At 41.0% G+C, this 20,377-nt stretch carries 16 protein-coding genes and 1 pseudogene; 10 read left to right on the forward strand and 7 right to left on the reverse strand.

Annotated elements, in window-relative coordinates; translation table 11 throughout:
* Positions 1-15: 15 nt before the first annotated feature.
* A pseudogene (gene mutS, locus HRE53_RS01695) lies at positions 16-2,668 on the reverse strand (DNA mismatch repair protein MutS).
* Between the two features lie 573 nt (positions 2,669-3,241).
* Entirely contained in the window at positions 3,242-3,415 is a 174-nt protein-coding gene (locus tag HRE53_RS01700) for a hypothetical protein (protein WP_235108836.1), read from the reverse strand.
* Between the two features lie 21 nt (positions 3,416-3,436).
* Between HRE53_RS01700 and HRE53_RS01705 the strand changes: the two genes are divergently transcribed.
* The 9 genes from HRE53_RS01705 (at position 3,437) to HRE53_RS01740 (ending at position 11,418) form a co-directional block, all read left to right on the forward strand.
* A complete protein-coding gene (locus tag HRE53_RS01705; RefSeq protein ID WP_235108837.1) occupies positions 3,437-4,348 on the forward strand; it encodes a WecB/TagA/CpsF family glycosyltransferase in 912 nt (303 codons plus the stop codon).
* A gap of 174 nt (positions 4,349-4,522) precedes the next feature.
* Positions 4,523-5,332, forward strand: coding sequence for a glycosyltransferase (locus HRE53_RS01710; RefSeq protein WP_235111024.1), 810 nt, complete (start codon positions 4,523-4,525; stop codon positions 5,330-5,332).
* A gap of 34 nt (positions 5,333-5,366) precedes the next feature.
* Entirely contained in the window at positions 5,367-6,593 is a 1,227-nt protein-coding gene (locus HRE53_RS01715) for a lipopolysaccharide biosynthesis protein (protein WP_235108838.1), read from the forward strand.
* A 669-nt stretch (positions 6,594-7,262) separates the two neighbouring features.
* Positions 7,263-7,733, forward strand: a complete 471-nt coding sequence (locus HRE53_RS01720) for a hypothetical protein (protein ID WP_235108839.1) — start codon at positions 7,263-7,265, stop codon at positions 7,731-7,733.
* 19 nt (positions 7,734-7,752) lie between these two features.
* Positions 7,753-8,337 carry an O-antigen ligase family protein gene (locus HRE53_RS34845; RefSeq protein WP_315876540.1) on the forward strand — a complete coding sequence of 195 codons (585 nt, stop codon included), beginning with the start codon at positions 7,753-7,755 and terminating at the stop codon, positions 8,335-8,337.
* 29 nt (positions 8,338-8,366) lie between these two features.
* A complete protein-coding gene (locus HRE53_RS01725; protein ID WP_235108840.1) occupies positions 8,367-8,681 on the forward strand; it encodes a hypothetical protein in 315 nt (104 codons plus the stop codon).
* An 824-nt stretch (positions 8,682-9,505) separates the two neighbouring features.
* Positions 9,506-9,745 (forward strand): hypothetical protein, encoded by a 240-nt coding sequence (locus HRE53_RS01730; protein ID WP_235108841.1) that lies wholly within the window; start codon positions 9,506-9,508, stop codon positions 9,743-9,745.
* Positions 9,746-9,761: 16 nt separating this feature from the next.
* Positions 9,762-11,216 carry an exopolysaccharide transport family protein gene (locus HRE53_RS01735; RefSeq protein WP_235108842.1) on the forward strand — a complete coding sequence of 485 codons (1,455 nt, stop codon included), beginning with the start codon at positions 9,762-9,764 and terminating at the stop codon, positions 11,214-11,216.
* On the forward strand, positions 11,197-11,418 hold the full coding sequence (locus tag HRE53_RS01740) for a hypothetical protein (RefSeq protein WP_235108843.1): 222 nt from the start codon (positions 11,197-11,199) through the stop codon (positions 11,416-11,418). Before HRE53_RS01735 ends, HRE53_RS01740 begins: the two co-directional genes overlap by 20 nt.
* A gap of 472 nt (positions 11,419-11,890) precedes the next feature.
* Here the strand turns inward: HRE53_RS01740 and HRE53_RS01745 are convergent, their stop codons facing one another.
* The 5 genes from HRE53_RS01745 to HRE53_RS01765 form a co-directional block, all read right to left on the reverse strand.
* On the reverse strand, positions 11,891-12,787 hold the full coding sequence (locus tag HRE53_RS01745; protein ID WP_235108844.1) for a hypothetical protein: 897 nt from the start codon (positions 12,785-12,787) through the stop codon (positions 11,891-11,893).
* The gene (locus HRE53_RS01750) at positions 12,747-13,445 is read right to left on the reverse strand and encodes a hypothetical protein (protein ID WP_235108845.1); all 699 of its coding nucleotides are present in this window, start codon (positions 13,443-13,445) and stop codon (positions 12,747-12,749) included. The genes HRE53_RS01745 and HRE53_RS01750 overlap by 41 nt, the downstream gene beginning before the upstream one ends.
* Complete coding sequence (locus HRE53_RS01755) at positions 13,393-13,893, reverse strand: hypothetical protein (protein ID WP_235108846.1); 501 nt, start codon at positions 13,891-13,893, stop codon at positions 13,393-13,395. The genes HRE53_RS01750 and HRE53_RS01755 overlap by 53 nt, the downstream gene beginning before the upstream one ends.
* A gap of 694 nt (positions 13,894-14,587) precedes the next feature.
* Entirely contained in the window at positions 14,588-15,004 is a 417-nt protein-coding gene (locus HRE53_RS01760; protein WP_235108847.1) for a hypothetical protein, read from the reverse strand.
* A gap of 271 nt (positions 15,005-15,275) precedes the next feature.
* Positions 15,276-19,253 carry a magnesium chelatase subunit H gene (locus tag HRE53_RS01765; protein WP_235108848.1) on the reverse strand — a complete coding sequence of 1,326 codons (3,978 nt, stop codon included), beginning with the start codon at positions 19,251-19,253 and terminating at the stop codon, positions 15,276-15,278.
* Positions 19,254-19,751: 498 nt separating this feature from the next.
* Between HRE53_RS01765 and HRE53_RS01770 the strand changes: the two genes are divergently transcribed.
* Positions 19,752-20,288, forward strand: a complete 537-nt coding sequence (locus HRE53_RS01770) for a pentapeptide repeat-containing protein (protein ID WP_212661952.1) — start codon at positions 19,752-19,754, stop codon at positions 20,286-20,288.
* Positions 20,289-20,377 lie beyond the last annotated feature (89 nt).

Below are 20,377 nucleotides of genomic sequence, written 5' to 3' on the forward strand. Positions count from 1 at the left end.
ATCTCAATCCATTCATCAGAAAGGCAATTCAAACTGCTGGGTTTTAGCTTCGGTTTCCGCAGATGATTTACGGGCTCGAGGTTGAGTATTTCCTTTGCGAAGCCCCACAGCAATTTTGCTATGCTGCTCGATTTGCTTCATCACTTGCTTGGCCCGCTTAATCACCGATGGGGGCAAACCAGCCAACCGGCCCGCCTCAATCCCATATGAGCGACTGGCCCCACCGGGACAGACTTGATGCAGAAAAATAATTTGATCCGGGAGTTCCTTGACCATTACTTGATAGTTAGCCACATTCTCCACCAAACTCGCCAGCTCATTTAGCTCATGGTAGTGGGTGGCAAAAATCGTGCGGGCTTGAATAACGACAGCAAGGTGCTCAGCTACGGACCAAGCAATCGCCAGGCCATCAAAGGTGGCAGTCCCTCGACCAATTTCATCTAGAAGTACCAAAGACTTGGAAGAGGCATGGTTGAGGATATTGGCCGTTTCATTCATTTCCACCATAAAGGTGGATTGCCCCGTCGCCAGATCGTCCACTGCACCTACACGAGTGAAGATGCGATCACACACTCCTAACCGAGCTGATTGAGCCGGCACATAGCTGCCAATCTGGGCCATCAACTGCATCAAACCGACTTGACGTAGATAACAACTTTTGCCACTGGCATTAGGTCCTGTCAAGATCACAAGATCGGGATGAGGCGTGACATCAGGAGAGGGAGAACTCCCTAGTTCAGTAGCATTAGGCACAAAAAAACCGGGGGGCAGAGACTGCTCTACGACCGGGTGACGGCCCTCGAGAACTTCTATTTCGCGGCTCTCACTCATATCAGGACAGCAGTACCCCTGATAGACCGCCACTTCTGTTAGACCTACCAGAATGTCAACGGCTGCCACAGCAGCGGCAACGGTGCGAATCAGACTGGCCTGTTCACCGACTTCCGTTCGGAGAGCTACAAGCAGGTCATATTCCAGTTGAAATTGTTCTGCTTGTGCTGTGAAGATGCGGGCTTCTCGTTCCTTTAGCTCTGGGGTGATAAATCGTTCTTCGTTGGTCAGGGTTTGCTTACGGATATAGTCATCAGGAGCTTGGTCAGCTTTGGCACGAGAAATACTAATAAAGTAGCCGAAGGCCTTGTTAAACCCCACTTTCAGAGTAGAAACACCGGTACGCTCTCGTTCATCTTTTTCCAAGTTGGCAATCCACTGCTGATCGCTGACAATTTGCTGACGCATCTGATCCAGCTCAGTATTGACGCTGGGTTTAATGATGCCCCCTTCCGTAAGAGAGATAGGTGGTGATTCTACTAAGTGGGCACGCAGACGCTGAGCCAGCTGATCAAGTATCGGAGGAACCGTTTGCAGGCATTGCAAATATTGGGCTTCGCACTTAGCCACTTTGTGGGATAGCTCCGTTAGTTGCCCTAAAGATTCCGCCAAGGCAACCAGGTCGCGGGCATTGGCAGTACCCGAGCCTGCCCGTCCGGCCAATCGTTCCAGATCGTAGATTTTCTGCAACTGATTTTGGAGTTCTTTGCGAAATCCCGTTTGGGGCAGTAGTTCAGTAATAGTGGCTTGGCGGGCTTGAATATCATTTAGATCGAGCAAGGGTTGCAATAACCATCGCCGTAATGCTCGACTGCCCATAGCAGTGCGAGTCCGATCGATCGCCCAAAGCAAAGACCCCCGAAAGGTTCCATCACGAGAAGTTTGGGTCAGTTCCAAATTCCGCCGACTTTGATGGTCGAGTACCAGATACTGGCTGAGGGTATAGGTCGCAAGGGGTTGAAGAGGAATATGGGTGTCTTTCTGTGTGGCTTCTAGATACGCCAGTAGTCCACCTGCAGCCCGAATGGCTAAGGGGAGATGCTCACAGCCCAGACCTTCTAACGAGCGCACCCCATAGACTTCCTGAATTCGCTGGCGGGCTTCTGCTTGGGTGAATGACGTTTGCGATCGCAACGAGTAGCAGAACTGATTCGGTAATCCTTCCGGGAGCAGATCCGAATTTTCGCCAGGTCGCAAAATCTGCTGAATATCAGGCGCATCCGTTGGGAACAACACTTCTGAAGGCTGAAGCCGCAGCAGTTCTTGGGCCAAAGTTTCCCGCTCACTAAACTGAGTAGTCAGGAATTCTCCAGTGGAAATATCGGCATAGGCCAAACCCCAGTGGTTCCCCGCCAACACAAACGCCGCCAGGAAGTTATTACTGCGGGCATTCAGCATCCCCTCTTCCAACAGGGTGCCAGGTGTAATCACCCGGGTGACCTCCCGCTTCACTAACCCCTGGGCCTGGGCTGGATCCTCCATCTGATCACAGATGGCTACGGCATAGCCTTTCTCCACTAGCAATCGGCTATAACGATCCAACTGGTGGTGGGGAATCCCTGCCATAGCCACCCGTCCTACATCATTCCCAGACTGCCTGCTGGTCAGGACAAGTTCTAAGGCTTGGGCAATAGTACAAGCATCTTCAAAGAAAGTCTCATAAAAATCCCCCATCCGATACATCAAGATGGTCTGAGGGTATTCATCCTTGAGGTCTACATAGTGACGCATCATTGGGGAGAGAGCTTCCCGGTCTACGGATGTGCGATCGCGATGTTGGGCGGGGGTTTTTGCCTTCTCTTAAAACGGGGGAGTCAGGGGTAACAGAATCGCTCATGGAGGATCATCAAGTCTGAATCGTACTTTTACGACTCTATCGCAGCCCCTCGGGCAGCTCAACTAGGTAAGTTCAATTACCTCCGACACTGCCGGAAGCTTCAGGCCTGTCTTACATTAATCACAAAAAAATAGGTTAAAAATAAAAATTTACTATGAAAATCTTAGCATTCAACCATGATGATATTTTCAGTAAATTACGATTTAATCTATGCATTTAAATCACAAGTTATTTCAGCCCAAAATAAATTCAGATATAGCCTATTACTATGCACCAAAAAAAATTTTCCTAAGAACATAGACGAACAATTATTGATATTAGTTCCAAAACAACATTCAGGCTCTATATAAAACTTCAATAAATGCACCAATCTATTATTCAGATAGCTTATATTTTTTTAATATAAAATAAATTTTAGTTATTTTCTAGGATCAATATACATTACATTTTCTAGCACCTCGCCTGACATTATTTTTTAAACCTACAATCCATGCATAGAATAGATCTTGGCAAAATAAAAAAATTGCATTAACTAACTTTGACTGACTAAATACTACTTTTTTCTAACTAATATTATTCATTGACATAATAACCCTTTGTTATTATCCTTTTAGAACTTAATGCAAGTGAGGCCAATCCATAAGTGGTTTTAAAGCTTACTTTCACCCATTCAGTAAATTCTTCATTGCTAGTAAGTTCAGGTTGATATACTACAAACTGCTTATCCCCTGATAATGAAATCCCCATACTCCTCCCTCACTGGAATCCATGCAGCTAGAATCAGAACCGACCAAACTAGACCTAACCCTCAAAAAAGGTTCAGTTGATCATCCAATTATCGAAGTTTCACTACTTGAACGACGCATCACCTTTATGACCACGTCAAGAATAGTTGACGTCATAGATGATACCTGTCTTCGCCACAATAAAATTGTAGTATCTAACTACAATGTCCATGGTTTCAACTTGTCAATGCAGTTGCCTTGGTTATATCGCTTCCATCAAAAAGCAGATTATGTCCATTGTGACGGCATGGGAATATTGAAAACGGCTAATTTTCTTGGATTGGATCTGCCTAATAATTACCACACATCATATACATCTTTAATGCCAAAGGTGCTTGATCTTGCGAACCAAAAAGGCTATTCAGTATTTTTTCTTGGGGGCAAACTCCATATTTTGGAGACAGCACTCCATAATCTAAGACTCAACTATTCCAATGCTAGATTTTTTGGTCATCATGGATATTTTCTATCAGATGACCCAGCTCAGAATTCCTTAAATCAGCAAAAAGTTCTAGCTTCCATTAATAAAATTAAACCCAATATTCTGGTCATGGGTATGGGGATGCCCATACAGGAACAATGGGTGGATAAGAATAAAGAGCACCTCAGTGTTAATGCCATTATGTTGGGGGGAGCAATTATCGACCGACTGGCTGGTGAAGTACCTGACTGCCCTCAACTCTTAACCAAATTGGGGCTAGAGTGGATTTTTCGATTAGTTCGTGAGCCCAGGCGCCTAATGGGCCGGTACGTTATTGGAAATCCTACTTTTTTTGATGAATATTGCCTTAGCGTCTGCCCTTGGTATTCAACCCTTAATCATTCATCAAAAAAATCAGTAGGTTTATTCCTCGCTCGTAATATTTATCCTGAACAAAAAATATTTAATAGTTAAGCTTAGCTCTTTTAAACTCCAGAAATGTATGCAGCCTAAGGTATCTGTTATAGTTCCAGCGTACAATATCTCAAAATATATACTTGACGCTTTACAATCAATTAAAAAAACAGACTTATAAAAAATTATGAAGTTCTTATTATTGATGATGGATCTTTAGATGAGACTCCTTCAATTGTTGAGGATTTTTGTAAGTCTAATCAACAATTTAAATTATTGAAGAAAGCGAATGGTGGTTTGTCATCCGCTCGCAACTACGGTATTGATCATGCAAAAGGCCAATACATTGCTCTTTTAGATGGTGATGACATCTACAGCAAAGACAAATTGGCCAATCATGTCGCACATTTAGATAATGACCCATCAATTGGCGTTGTATATAGTGCATCTAAAGCGATTCGTGATGATGGCAAGCCCACATTTTTTATCCTAAGTGGTAAGCCACTCTATAAAGACCTCCTTACTTCTCTACTATGCAAAAATTTTATTGGACATGGTTCGAATGGGGTTTTCCGTCGCTGCTTAATCGATGAAGTTGGTAATTTTGACGAATCCTTACCTAGCTCAGAAGATTTAGATTTTTGGTTAAGAGTTGCTAGTACAAGACGTTGGAAATTCCATAGAGAGAAGGCAATCCTCTCTTACTATCGAGTTCGCCCTTCAGGCCTTTCTTTCAATATTAGTCGAATGAGAAAGTGTAATGAACAAGTACTCAGTATGGCTCTTGATCGAACGCCGAAGTCAGTAGCTCCAATCCTTCCTAAAGCTCATGCTTATATGTTCCGATATTTAGCGAGATTAAGCTTAACTTCCGGAGATATCCCTCAAGCACGCGAGTACATTAGTAAGTCTTTATCCTATGATCGTTCTATTTTCATCCAAGATCCAAGATCTTTATTAACCTTAATTTCTATAATTATTTCACCCATTACCACAGTTACATTAAGAAGAATATTAGGCTCTAACTCTACCGCTAAGCCTTAACAATAAAGATTTTTTTAGTATTGAGATAGATAAAGTGATTAAGGCCAAAGCACAAACATCAGCAGCGATAGCAGGAGAAACTTTCTTTAAAACTGATCACCTTCAGAAAGATCTAAAGAAAAAGTCTGTACGAGGTGGAGCAATAACAATGGTCGCTCAGGCCATGAAGTTTATGCTGCAGATGTGCTCAACAATTGTTTTGGCCCGTCTATTGACACCTGATGATTATGGCCTAATTGGAATGGTTACAGTTGTCATCAAATTTGTTGTCCTATTCAAAGATTTGGGTCTATCAACTGCAACCATTCAAAGAGCTAATATCAATCACAAACAAGTCAGCACACTATTTTGGATAAATATTGCTTTTGGAATATTTGTTGCTTTACTTGTTGCAGGGTTATCTCCGTTAATAGCTTGGTTCTATAAAGAACCAAGGCTGATTAATATTACTACTGCTTTAGCCTTTATTTTTATTTGTAGAGCCTTATCAGTTCAACATGAGGCATTGTTGAAACGCCAAATGATGTTTAACATTTTGGCAAAAATTGATGTTCTTTCTATGCTGTCTGCGGTCGTTATCGCCATCATCACTGCAACTCAAGGTTCAGGCTATTGGTCCATCGTTTACATGCTATTAATGATGTCTACCGTTAATACCATTGGCGTCTGGATCGCTTGTCCTTGGCGTCCCGGATTACCTCGACGTAACGCAAATGTACGTTCAATGCTGGCCTTTGGAAGCAATTTAACAGGTTTCAAAATTGCTAATTATCTTTCTCTGAACTTAGATAATATTTTAATAGGACGTTTATGGGGAACAGTTGCATTGGGGCTATATGCCAAAGCCTATCAACTCGTCCTGCTTCCCATGGACCAAATTAATGCTCCTCTAACAACTATTGCTCTTCCAGCTCTCAGCCGAATCACTGAGGACCAAGAAAAATATCGAAACTATTACTACAAGGCAGTATTATCTGTCACTTCAATAGGTATGCCTCTTGTAGGCTACATGTTTGCTACTGCAGACCAACTAATTCCTTTTGTCTTAGGTGATAAGTGGTCTGATGCTGTACCAATCTTCCTTTTTTTGGCCATACCTGCATTTCTAGGAACTCTAGAACCTGCAATGGCTTGGGCATACCAATCTCTTGGTAGAGCTGATCGTCAATTCAGATCAGGGCTAGTTATATCAATATTGACAGCCATTGCCTTTGTCATTGGAGTTCGATGGGGGGGGCCATCGGAGTTGCTGCAGCTTTAGGGATCACTCGGCCTTTAATTATTATTCCTTCTTTGATTTATTGCTATAGAAATACACCTTTATCACTCAAAGGTTTATTTCTTTCTATTTATAGACCTGCATCAGCTTCCATCAGTGCAGCATTAATCATTTACTTACTCAATAGAGCATCAATTCTTACAGGTAGTATTTTTTATTAATTTAGTCATCAACTTAATTGCCTACATAATTTTTTTATGCAGCTATATGGGTAATCATTCCAAATGGGCGAAAAATAATTCGTGAACTACTATAAATCACCCAGCATTATTCAATAAGTCACACTTTAATTACTACTACGATTTTTTATAAACCACTATCCTAGAAAACTCAGTTGTTTTTTTTTAAGTTTCAGTAAAATAGAAAAGACCAGAAGAACACTCTTTCTCAGCCTTTGACCAATGAATCAGACAATTCATCCATTATTTAGATTCATCCATCAGAATGCCAGAATCAGGCATGCATCACATGCTGAGAAAATAATTTTCTGGACTATTATTTTGACTCCTTTATGGTGGCTACTAGGAATACAACCACTACTCTACCCAGCTATTTTAATTTTTTATTTTCATTAAATCTATTAATCTAGACACACTTATTCGAAATCCTCCTCCTATATCTGTATGGGCATGGCTAGCAATGTCATTGATCATGCTATGGACTGCCTTAATAGGTATTAGCTATGCATCTTTAGGAATGAAGGAAACTTTAGCCGCTATTGTTACCTTTGCTAAAGGATATTTTCTTATTTTTATTTGTTTAATATTGCCTTTCTGGAATTCTATTCGTACAGCAATAATCACCCGAGCAGTAGCTTGGATGGCGAGCGGTTATCTTATAAACATAATCTTACACATCTTCACTCTTTTCCTAGGTTTCACTGAATCTTTTGCACCACCCTGGGCTAAATTTTTTCCTGGAAATCCAGCTAGCTTTGTTGTTAAAGCACCAACATTTCAGGCATTTTTTGGTGTTATTGTTCCTCGAACGACTCTATACTTTCCGGACCCACCAATCCTTGGTATTTGCGGACTTCTGTGCTTCATCATATGCCTAGGAGAAACTTCTCCTACTTTACGAAGATGGGGGGCTATTAGGCAGTTTTACAGCCTTAGTTATTAGTCAGAGTCGACTAGCATGGATTTGCTTACCTCTTTCTCTCTGCATATATGCAATCTTTCGTAGTCAAAGAGCTCGTTTAGGATCGCTGTGGACTGGTGCATCAGCAGCTCTTCTTTGCGCATCACTAGGAGGTATAACTATTACAGAACTATTAAATAAACCACTGGAGGTTTTTACAAGTGCACGCCCTGCCTCCTCTACAGATAGAGAATTCGTAGTTCGTAAAACCTTAGAAGCCTGGCAAGAATCCCCTTTTATAGGTTGGGGGGTTGCCCAAGGGACTGCTGATTGGCATACCTACAGTATTACACTAGGCTCATTTTCCACCTATGCTGCAGTTCTCTATTTACATGGCGTTGTGGGTTTCACTTTCTTTTTAGTAGCTTTACTCAGTACATTATTGAATTTGTGGAAGCTTGCCATCCAAGATAATTCAACTGCGCAAAAGGCTCTGGGAGCTGTAATTGCCTTAATCATTTTCATGGAAGCTATTCCATTATCTTGGATGGCAGTATATTTTTGGTTCTTTTTTATTTGGATCGGAAGTATTCTAGTCGAATTAAACAATCAAAATGACGAACTCATAAAAATATCTCATAGTTAGCTCGCCCATCTTATCTATTCCTTACTTCTATGCCTTATCTGCCTAAAACAACACTAAGAATAAAACGATTCAGATCCGTAGTTGAAGATAAGATGCTTAATCAGCATCTCATACAAGGACATCATAACTACCAGAAATTCGTTGTTCTTGCTCGACCTCGAACAGGTTCAAATCTCCTAGTTAGTTTATTGCAATCCCATCCAAATCTAAGGTTATTTTATGAGTTGTTTAACAAATCTCTTAGCAATAAAACATTTTGGGATTTTATCAACTATGACATTGATGATGTATATCAATATAAAGAAGAAGAGCCTGTCAGTTTTTTTAAAGAAGTTAGTTTATAGAGAAATGCCTAAATCTGTTTCAGGAGTAGGATTTAAATTATTTTATACCCATGCTAGATCAAGTAATGAAAATCAGGTCTGGGACTATTTAAAAGAATCCAAAGATCTAAATATAATTCATTTAAAAGCGAAAAAACCTATTAAAAACTCACCTTTCTGAACAAATTGCATTAAAAACACAGATATGGGTAGGGAAAAAGAACCCCAGCCAGATTTACCCAATTAAACTAGATTACAGTAATACTTTAGAATTCTTTAATAGCATTAAAAAGCAGGAAGAAAAAAAATCATGATTTTTTTCTCAGATCATAATGTTTTTGAAGTTTATTATGAGGATATTTTGAAGGATATTGAATACTATTCAAGAAATCTTCAAGAATTCTTGAATTTACCATTTAGAAATTTGTATATCTCCACACCAAAACAATCCAGCATACCTTTATCTCAAGCAATTTCAAATTTCTTTGAACTCAAAGAGAGATTTGAGGGGAGTCCTTGGTTTGACTTATTTCAAGTAAATTAGTGAGCAAAAATCAGGATATAATATTATTTTTGTGTGCAAATAAATAATTTCCAAGCTCTATCATCACGAATAATATCTTATATTAAATCAATTACAACGGAGTTTTAAAAGTGAATTTTTGGGTAACTATTTTTTAGGCACAAGAGATATTTATTATCTTGGAATATATTTGTTGCCATCATAGTAATGTATGCGTGGAGCACATCAGAGAAGACTTGGACTTCTACTATCAAGTTTGTTCTCCCTCAAGCTTCTAGCCAACTGGAAGCAAGCCTAGGGAATCTTGGATCTTTAAAAGATAATGGGACCACTTTTTTCAACCCAATTAAATCCGATTAAGACTCAAGAAACAATATTAAGAAGTGATGTTTTAGTCGCTAAGGCCTTACGACTCGATCCTGAGTCTACAAGCTTTTCAGATACAGAGCAATACAAAAATATATATGAAATCAATGCAGTAGAATTATCAAATGTTTTCTCTCTTGAGGTGAGTGCGACGGATCCGGATATCTCTCTTAAAAGAGACTCAAATTCTGACTAAGGTCTATCAGCAAAGATTGCATGAGCTTAGAAAAACAGATGTTTCAAGTCGAAAGGAATTTTACCAATCTGATTTAGAACGTGCTCGGCAGGAGGTCAGCCGAGGCCAATATGCCATAGCGCAATTCAAAAAATCTTCTGGCCTCGTGAGCGATGAGGTACAAGTTGACAAGGCTATAACTCTTTTATCCTCCTTAAAAGAAGCCCAAGCAAAAGCACTCGCTGAAGCGCGAGCTGAATCTGATCAAGCAAAATCACTATCAGCTCGCCTTGGAATTACTTCCAAACAAGCAGTACGCGCACTTCAGTTGGACAAGAATGAAGACTATTTGTTAGTCCGCCAAAAACTCACTGAACTTGAATCAACTCTAAAGGAACAGCGAGCCAAATTAACTGAAAATCACCCGGCAGTTCAAGAAACTTTAAATACTCGCCTAGGCTTACAACGCCAGCTTAAACAGTATATTAATCAAGCAAAGACAAACAAACAAAGTGGGCTCTTATCTAGTGGTATAGAAGGTCAGACAACTTTTATTGAACAGCTTGTATTATCGGAAAGTCGCGTACAAGCTAAATTAAAAGAGGCTCAACAATATCAAACTGAAATTAATTCTCTTAACTCTCAATTGAACACCCTTCCAGCAAATCAAGCTCAACTGCAAGATTTGCAAAGAAAATATGATATTGCTCAGGGTGTCTACAATGGTTTAATTGCTCAAATGGAAAAGAGCAACATTGATGCTTTTCAAACATACCCTAATGTTCAGTTATTAAGTCCACCTGCACTAAACCCTATTCCTTCTTCAAAACTCCTCTTAATCGCCGTCAATGCTTTCTTCGCTGCAGGTTTGGGCAGTCTAGCATTATTGTTATTGTTGGAGTCGCGTAATCCTCTACTCCGCCCCAAAGATCTAGCGAATATAGAGTTCCCTTTAATGGTCAGAATTCCTCACATGAAACGTCAACTAGATGATGTTGATGTCACAACGGTTTTAGGAAGCGATGGAGAACCAGCTTTTTTACAGTTGGCTGCAGGAATTCAATCCCAGCTACCTGAAACCCAATCAATAGACAGTCGTTGCCTTATGGTTACTAGTGCTGTGGCAGGCGAAGGTAAAACCACTGTGACCACACATCTCGCTTGGGCTCTTGAAGAGTTAGGGCTTAAAGTCTTAATCATCAAAAATGGCATTAAGAATCTTCCTAAAAAGAAATTATTAAGCCTAGAGCATGCCAGTAATCATCCAGAAGAAGATAATGACATTTACGAAGAGAATCTATTCAATTCTGAACTAAAGCTTCCTATCCCTAAGCCAAAGCGAGTGATTTACACCCAGTTTATTAATAGAAATAGTTTTGAAGATCGTCTTCATAAAATCATTGATTCCAATGACTATGATTTTGTACTAGTGGATGGCCCACCAATAACAAAAAGGCAGTGTCGCAACATTAATGGCAAGTATTATTTCTAATGTTTTATTAGTGGTTAAACCTGGTAAAAGTGAACGTTTTCCTGTTCAAGATGCCTTGGACATCCTCTTGCAAAGCCAAGTAAGATTGGCAGGTCTCGCCGTCAATGACACAGAGTCATCAAATTTCTCTCCCAGAAATTCATGGAAAGCAAGAAACAATTCAGTCGATGTTGTAGATCCAAGTCCAGCAGTTCCCATCTAGGATCTTTTTCACACACACTTATCAATAGACCTCTTGCATAATTGGTTTTACAATATGATAGGAGCCTCAACATATAGGCAAAATTGGCTCATAAATTGAGTCAGTAGCATATCGTGAACTGAATATTACAAAAGATCTACTCGTTTGAGGTGTGAGCAAGCACAAGGTTTTTCTCGTGATCTTCTTTTTAATCTTTGAGCCTGAATTGAAGAACAGGTAACCATATTCCACTCGATGTTGTGATTAATTTTATTTAAACAAATCTATAATCATCATGCACTAAAAACTATGCCTAGCTTTAGCAACCTGAAAGTTCTTGAAATTGCATTGTATCAGAACAACCATAAATACAAAGACTGTGGTTGTTAGCTTGAAATAGACCCACAATAAATTCATATCAACCAAAATACCAAAGCTTTTGTTCGAAGCAATGCGTCCTTAAAGTTAAAGTTAGGGTATATTTAACTTAAGCTTAGCCACCTACTAACCATATGATTCGCTGTTTTATCAGCTTTAATGCTTGAAAAAGACTAAAGAGAACAGCAAAAGGCAGAGTTAAATAGCGATTGCTTTGGGCAAAAACTGCAGGAATCCATAAATAGCTTGGAAAAGGGTTTCCCTGGAGTGATAGACACAAAAAATCCTTCATACTTAATTTAGGAGCTAAATAGAATAATTGCGCTTCTACCATATCTTGTGAATGTTGAAGCTGGCCAAAAACCTCAGATTCTAAGCGACTAGGAGACTTTACAAATAAGTTTAGAAGTACATCACTTATAGTGAGAGAGTGAGGAATATCAAATAAATCTTCTTCAATATTTAACAATAAAATATTTGAAAATGACAGAATAGATTGTTGGTAGGCGTGTATTCCCCAGTCTAATATTTCTTTATTTTCAGAGTTGCGAAGTATAGGTATATATCGGCCATTTTGTCTTTCATATTTAACCGTACTTCCATGGTCTGCAGCCACTAAAGCCTCAAATAGTTCTGATGACTGACAAACTAAAAGTCTTTTGAATTTAGGATTTAAGTTGTCATAATAATATGCCGTTAGGCTTTCAGAAGGTAAATCTACTCGCTGTTTCAATGCAAAATAAAAGCCTTGTATTTCATTATTAGGCTGTAAGTTCTCACCTCTCAGCAAATCACCAAGTGCTTTTAAAACACTACCTGTCCACCCTAAATCAACAAAGCCATAAGAAATATCATCCAACATTCCTTCTTGTGCAAAATAGCCTATAGCTGCTTCGCGATAGCTTTTGACAGTTGCTAAGATTAAACTGCTAATTTCCTGCTCATTCTGAAAAACTTTCCTCAGTTTATCTCTATCTAAAATTGTGAGTTCTGTTTGCCAATCCTTTTGCAAGAATCCATGCCGGACTAGCATATCTTTTTATTTGCAATGGATTTATATTTACTCTTTCACAAATACTATTGACTGATAGCGATCCTTCTTTGAATTGAAAAATCCAGTCTAGCTCATATGCATTTAATTCCGTAATACTAGGGAATTTAATTGCTTGGCGTGATCCATATAAATATCGACAATCAATTTCATATCCCCAAATCTTGCAAATAGAAATTGCAATTTTATGTAGAATTTGACCGTCTCTAGCTATAAAGTATAAACGTGTAATATTCCGTTTTTTAGCTTCTACAAGACACCAATAAACAAAGCTAAATAAAACTGGCCCCATTACATCACTAGCTGTTTGCCAAATCACCGATTGATGAGGGTCTATATATGGTGAGTTCAAACGGTTAAGACGGCAACTACCTGACAATAAAGAACGCAACTTTACTGGAAGAGAAGTATGCTCTGCAATTTTTCTTTCATATCTTGTTAATTGGGTATCAGTATAATGGTGCGCATTTATTCTAGACCGTTTAGGGACCAAAAAATCACTAATCTTATTTTCGCCTATATGATATAGCTGCTGAGGACTAACATCTTGTTTTTTTAGGCAGAAGTCAAATAGTTTTCCAGTCTTTTTTGTTAATCCTATTGATGAAGAGACATACAAAATATCTCCTGCTCTCCATAAATTTTTTTTCTTGCAGAAATGAGTGAATAGTGACATCAGTTAGATACATGTCTGAAAGATAAATAACGTTATTTCCAGATTGGTGTATCTCTTGAATATACTTCTTTATTGATGGGACTAAATGCCATCCTTTTTTCTCTATCTTGGTTTCAATCTGAAGAGCTAATTCCCTTTCAGCTAATGACCAACTATATCTTAGTGCTAGAGCATTATAAATCGAGTCAATGTGAATCTCTTTCGTATGATTATTGGATCGTAGTTCTCTTTCAATACCAGTTCTTATATTTGGCCATAGCTCTTGGGGCGTCGATATCAGCCCTGCCTTGATAAGCTCATCAGCAACTTGGATAAATAAATCGGTCGGCCTAGCCCATACTCTCACTATAACTGTGTCAAATACATCAAATGAAAACACTTTTGGAGGCATGGCTAAAAGTACGAGTTAAATAATTTATTAGTAAAAAAATAGATAAAAGAGAACCTAATGGTCGGTATGCTTTCACAAATAATCAACTTAAACTTATAAAGTTTTTTCTTAAACCAATAGGTATCTCACAAGATAAAAATTTTTTTGGATCTCAAGAATCTTAGTTCAATAACTCACTAAATACTTATTTTTTATCCATTCACATAAAAAATAAGTATTTGTAAAATCGGACTCAATTATAATATTATTCTTATTGCGATTCAATGATTAGGATCACTGCCAACCAATATACAATCCATTTCATACAAAATTTTTTAAGGGTAGTCACTTTTGTACTCGTCTTTTATCAGAATTCACAAGTCCAAAACCCATGTTTTATGAGGAATTTGGAGTAAATCTAGACAAATGGTCTATACGATTATTAACTAAGGGCTAAAAGCAATCTATATTCGCGTATAAGACCAGTACTACCACTTTTCTTTATAAAAAATAGTAATATAGCGATTACTTATTATTCAGGATAATCCAATAGTTTGAGATTTACTATCAGAGATAGTCATTTCCTAGCAAATCTAAGACTAATCAGTGATTTACCAATATTTAGGGAGATTTCTCACCCTTGATTTAGCTATAGCATTAACTTAAGCAATAAGGCTAGTATTTTCTCTACTAACTTGATAGATGATTGACCTATTTATTGCATAGCTCTTTGTGTATACCAACTAATTATTGCCTCTAAAGTCAAATTATTAATGAGCACTTGATCCTCTAATGCGATCGCACTTAACGGTTTGAGCGAAGATGTGACTAAATGGCTAAACCAATCGATAAAGTCAGCATCTACTTGGGGACCTGCAAGTAACTGAGTGTCTTTGCCAATACAGTCCTGGATTTGCGGAGACGAAAGAGACTCAATAGGTATTTGCAGTTGGGTACTAATTTGTTGTAGATATCTCCAACAGTAAACTGTGAGACGAATGGAGAAGCGTTCTCGCGTGGGTAGCAACGTTTGATCAATCTGAGTGTTCTCGGCAGGGGTGAGTAGAGAACTCAGAGCTTGGGGGTAATTCAGCCATTTAATAAATTGATAAATGAATAGGTTTTTAAACAAAAGCGGTCTTCTTTACGAGAAAAGAGCGAAAGACAAATTAATGAAGAAGAGGTTCTTACCGTTTTTCTGATAGCTTGCCCGTCATCAAACTAGCAGCCTACTTCCGGGATATTGGAATACCCATCTTCATATATAAATACTCAAGGATGAGCTCGGTCTGGACTAGGGTTAAGATCCTAACTGTTACTTGGAAGACTTGAAACTAAGTTTCAAAAAAAGCGCCCCGTTATACGTAGGACGCTTCTTTCTCTAGGGTTGATAGTTAGGATGGCTATTCAACACCTTCAATCTTGTCTTCAACTTCTTGATAGAGATCACGAAGCATTTGCAGATTTTCTTCACTGGTTTCCCAGTACCCTCGACCATTCACTTCTAGCAATGTGCTCACCACCTTGCGGAAAGAATGGGGATTGAGATTCTTGAGACGATTCCGCATCTCTTCATCTTCGATGAAGGTGGTGTTCACGTCTTCATAAACCCAGTTATCTACTGCACCTGCCGTGGCCGACCAGCCCATGGTATTCACTAGGCGCTTAGACAGCTCCCGTACACCTTCATAACCGTGGCTGAGCATTCCCTCATACCACTTAGGGTTAAGGAGCTTGGTGCGAGCATCCAGGCGAACTGTTTCCGAAAGGGTTCGGACTTGGGCATTGGCCGTTGTGGTATCGGCAACATAGGCATTAGGCTTCTTCTTGTCATCTCGCAGGCTGGAAACCACCTTAGTCGGATCGGAATCAAAATAGTGACTCACATCCGTAAGGCTAATCTCAGAAGAGTCGAGATTCTGGAATGTGGCATCTACTGTTTTGAGAGAGGCTTCCAGAATTTGTCGGGATTGCTCCATATCGCCAGGGGAATCAGCAGAGAAGGCAAAAGACTTCCGTTTGAGGTACATCTCTTGTAGTTCAGCTTCCTCATCCCAGGTGCTGTTTTCTACTGCCAAATTGACGTTGGCCGCGTAGGAACCAGAGGCATTGGAGAAGATTCGGGTAGCAGCTTGTCGCAGGTTGATGCCCATATCTTCCGCTTGCTTAAGGGCATGCTTACGGACAAAGTTCATCTCTAAGGGCTCATCCGCTTCAGCGGCCATCTTAACTGCTTGGTCTAACAGAGCCATCTGGTTGATAAACAGATCACGGAACACGCCTGAGCAGTTAACGACTACGTCAACGCGAGGTCGTCCCAGTTCTTCTAAGGGAATCAGTTCTAGCTTATTCACCCGACCTAAAGAATCTGGTAGGGGTTTCACACCCACAAACCACATCACTTGAGCCAAGGACTCACCATAGGTCTTGATGTTGTCCGTTCCCCACAAGACTAGGGCAATGGATTCAGGCCATTCGCCATTATTCTCTTGCTTTTGACGGGCTAAGAGTCGGTCAACAACGACTTTAGCAGATTGAACTGCTGCTTCCGTGGGAATGGATTGGGGGTCAAGGGCATGGATATTTTTGCCAGTGGGCAACACATCTGGATTGCGAATCGGGTCACCCCCTGGTCCGGGGAGTATATATTCGCCTTCTAGGGCTTGGAGTAAGGCACCCAATTCATTATCCGCAACCACCTGATTGAGACAGAACTCCAAATACTCCACCAAAGGGGTTAAAGCTTCTTGGTCTAAATCTGGGAAGCCCGCTTCATTCAGGGCTTTTACCCAAGGTTCTTCTTGGCGACCGAAGTTAAACAAATTCAAGGGAGAAACCGTGGAAACTCGGCCTTCTTCATCAACCTGGGTGTGGACAATCGCAGCAACGGCAGACCGTGTCGTCTCATTAATGGTGTTAAGGAGATCAACATCTTCAAGGACACCCCGATCACTATTGCGGAAAATTTCGTCCAAGTCGCGATTGATACTATTGGCAATCAGACGAGGGAGACCCAAGATATTATCTTCACCCCGATCGAGACTAGCGATGTTTACGAGGGTAGCAATGGCTTCCTCTGCCGTGGGGGGCTTACCAATCACATGGAGACCACAGGGCAAGAGCCGTGACTCAATTTCCATCAGTTTGATGTAGACCCGACCGACAATGGTGTCGCGCTCTTCTTGGGTCATATCCTTGGCTTCCTGATCAGGCAGGTTAATGTCCTGATCTAGGTTCACCAAGCGGGCTTTATCCATAATCGTGTTAACGATAGGAATGCCTCGACCACTTTCTTTGAGGGTTTGATAAGAGGCAATCAGTTCGCTGAGCTCTTTTAGGCCCTTATAAAGACCTGCATTTTCTGCAGGAGGGGTGAGGTAGCTAATGGTGTTGGCATAGCTACGGCGCTTGGCAATGGTCGCTTCTGACGGATTATTGGCGGCATAGTAGTAGAGGTTGGGAATGTTGCCGATTAAGGTGTCGGGGTAGCACTCGTTGGACATACCAATTTGCTTACCGGGCATAAATTCCAAAGACCCATGGGTGCCGAAATGAAGAACGGCATCTGCCTTAAAGATCTTTTCTAGATAGCTATAGTAGGCGGCGAATCCATGGTGGGGACTAGCGGAGCGGGAGAACAGCAAGCGCATGGGGTCACCTTCATAACCGAAGGTGGGCTGAACCCCAATGAATAGGTTACCGTAGGTTTTTCCGAAAACCAGAAGATTTTGGCCATCGCTATTGAGTTGTCCAGGAGGAGGCCCCCAAGACTCTTCTAAGCGTTTGGAGTAGGGGGTGAGGGACTCATATTCGTGCACCGACATTCGGTGAGCGATGTTCAGCTCGGGGCTATTGTACTGAGCCTGGGCATCATGAAGAATTTCCAGCATCAGAGCTTCGGAGTCTTCGGGCATATCCTCAATGGTATAGCCATCCTTTTTCATGGCTTCCATCACTTTATAGATGGAGTTAAACACATCCAGGTAGGCAGCGGAGCCCACATTGCCTTTATCCGGTGGGAAGCTGAACACCGTAATCGCTAGCTTCTTCTCCACTTTAGTTTTCCGGCGTAGGGAGGCCCACTTCATGGCTCGTTGGGCAACCATTTCGATCCGGTCTTGCAGTGCGATCGCACGTCCGGTAACGCCATCTCGACCCGACAAAATAATCGGCTCAATCGCTCCATCCAGCTCAGGAATAGCAATTTGTAGGGCAGCTTGAATCGGGTGCAAGCCTAAATCACTTTCTTCCCACTCTTCCGTGGTTTGGAAGACTAGGGGCAAGGCCACCATATAGGGGCGGTTTAGCTTTTTGAGGGCGTCTACTGCTTTGGGATGATCTTGGCGGGCAGGACCGCCCACCAGGGCAAAGCCCGTTAAGGAAACAACTGCATCTACCAATGCAGTCTCACCACCTGGTGTCTCATAAAAGAACTCTTCCACAGGTTTGGAAAAGTCCAAACCACTGGCAAACACCGGAATCACCCGAGCGCCTAGAGATTCCAATTCCTGAACCGTGGCTACATAGTGAGCGTCATCGCCCGTTACTAAGTGAGTTCGCTGGAGAATCAGACCAACTGTCGGCGCCGTCCCATTTTTGAGCGCATCAGGAATATCGCGCCGAGAGCTAAACCAGTTGAGATATTCTTTGACATCGGCAAACATCTCCATGGCCAGGGGATGCCAAACGCCCATCTCTAAATAGGTGACCGGATCTGCAAATTGGACCTTGTCCTCTAGCTCTGGCACATATTTGTTAGCCAGCATCAGCAGGAAGTTTTCCAAGTTATCCTGAGAGCCGCCTAGCCAATACTGAAAGCTCAGCATAAAGTTGCGAGCATCCTGGGCTTTATCAACGGGCAAATATTTAAGGACTTTAGGTAAGGTGCGCAGCAGCTTCAGCATGCCGTCCTGGAACGAGGCACCCGACTGCTCTTTCCGCTTGCGCATAAATTGTGCGATCGCACTTTGGGATTGCCCCAAATTCGCCATCGTAAAGCTACCCATTTTATTTAGGCGCATCACCTGGGGCATGGAGGGGAAGACCACCGCTACATCTAAACGGTCCCGATGAGGCTCAACCGCAGCCACGACTTTATCAGCCAAGTCTTCAATAAAAATCAATGAGCCGATGAAGATGTTGGCTTCTGCTATGTCGGCTTCAAAAGCTTCATAGTTTTCTGGTGACCGTAATTCCTCTAGCAGGTAACCACTGAGTTCTACAGCAACACTGTCATGATTATTGTTAATGGCATTGGCAGCAGCCGTCAGGGCACTCTGATACTGAGGCTCTAACACGACATAGACCACCTTCATTAAGGAACGTCCCTGCAGCTCCTTGGGAACAATATGTCTAATGGTGGACTTGACGTGAGTGAACATGCGATCGCGCTCCTTTAACGTGAACAATCTTGTGCACGACTATTAGGTTCTATAAAGATTTGTACCAAACAATTTGCTGTGAAACGGTACGGTGGTCAGGAACTGACACAATTTGCAAGAAAATCTGAGATGAATTTCAAATCATGCTTGCATGCCTAGATTGCTTCTTTCCCCACCATCAAGCATAGCCGAAGTCTCTAGGCAAATACATACCCACGACCTATTCGGAAGCCATCATGAGTGCTAGGCAGAATATTAACGGGTCAATTTGAATCTTGATTTTTTGTGTAGATGTATTACGTAACTTAGCTAATGCTCTCGACTATTAACTGACTCAATGAGTCATATAAGACCAGACAATCCTAAGCGGTATAGAAGCTAAAGCCATTATTAAGACTGACCTCCTTCCCAAAACTGGAATGTAAATTCATATTAAGCGTTAGGTATAAATGCTCAACCTAATTAGCCCAGTGGGGATGTGCGTCGTTCGAGTTACACATGCAAAAGATTAGTACTGAAGACTTACTCGCAAAATATGATTCAGGAATTAGAGATTTCAGTCATACAGATTTAAGTCAAATTAATTTATTTGAGGCGTATTTACCAGACATCAATCTCCAAGGTTGTGACTTAACCTACGCCAATCTAGCTTATGCAACCCTGAGTCGAGCTAATTTAATTGAAGCCAACTTTTACCAGGCAAAGTTAGAAAAGACCTGGCTGGACTCCGTTCAGTTAGGAGACTCCCAACTACAGGAGGCTTCATTCATCGGTACAGAATTAGCTTTTGCTCAACTCATCAGAGCTGATTTGACCCATGCTAATTTGCAAAATGCCAATTTACAACAAGCCAATCTCTCCGCAGCTAATCTTACTGGCACCAATCTGAGTGGGGCCAACTTAGAGAGGTGCAACTTATCACAATCTATCTTAATTCGCAGCAACTTTTTTCGCGCCAGTTTTGTTGATTTTAGTGGCACTGACATTCATCCCACGACCATCTTGCCCAATGGATATCCCGGTATTTCTCAGTGAATTTGGGAATAATCTGATATTCTCTGGTCCCTGAAGAAATTAATCTAAATGTGTTCCCTGTGATCGAAGCTCAAATTTATAAGAGAATC

Source organism: Acaryochloris sp. 'Moss Beach', from assembly GCF_021497025.1.
Lineage (GTDB): Bacteria > Cyanobacteriota > Cyanobacteriia > Thermosynechococcales > Thermosynechococcaceae > Acaryochloris > Acaryochloris marina_A.

Excerpts from the sequence above, each read along its gene's own strand:
- HRE53_RS01700 (WP_235108836.1), bottom strand. The coding sequence starts at position 3,415 with ATGGGGATTTCATTATCAGGGGATAAGCAGTTTGTAGTATATCAACCT.
- HRE53_RS01765 (WP_235108848.1), bottom strand. The coding sequence starts at position 19,253 with ATGTTCACTCACGTCAAGTCCACCATTAGACATATTGTTCCCAAGGAG.
- HRE53_RS01705 (WP_235108837.1), top strand. The coding sequence starts at position 3,437 with ATGCAGCTAGAATCAGAACCGACCAAACTAGACCTAACCCTCAAAAAA.
- HRE53_RS01730 (WP_235108841.1), top strand. The coding sequence starts at position 9,506 with ATGGGACCACTTTTTTCAACCCAATTAAATCCGATTAAGACTCAAGAA.
- HRE53_RS01740 (WP_235108843.1), top strand. The coding sequence starts at position 11,197 with ATGGCAAGTATTATTTCTAATGTTTTATTAGTGGTTAAACCTGGTAAA.
- HRE53_RS01770 (WP_212661952.1), top strand. The coding sequence starts at position 19,752 with ATGCAAAAGATTAGTACTGAAGACTTACTCGCAAAATATGATTCAGGA.
- HRE53_RS01755 (WP_235108846.1), bottom strand. The coding sequence starts at position 13,893 with ATGCCTCCAAAAGTGTTTTCATTTGATGTATTTGACACAGTTATAGTG.
- HRE53_RS01725 (WP_235108840.1), top strand. The coding sequence starts at position 8,367 with ATGCCTTATCTGCCTAAAACAACACTAAGAATAAAACGATTCAGATCC.
- HRE53_RS01720 (WP_235108839.1), top strand. The coding sequence starts at position 7,263 with ATGCTATGGACTGCCTTAATAGGTATTAGCTATGCATCTTTAGGAATG.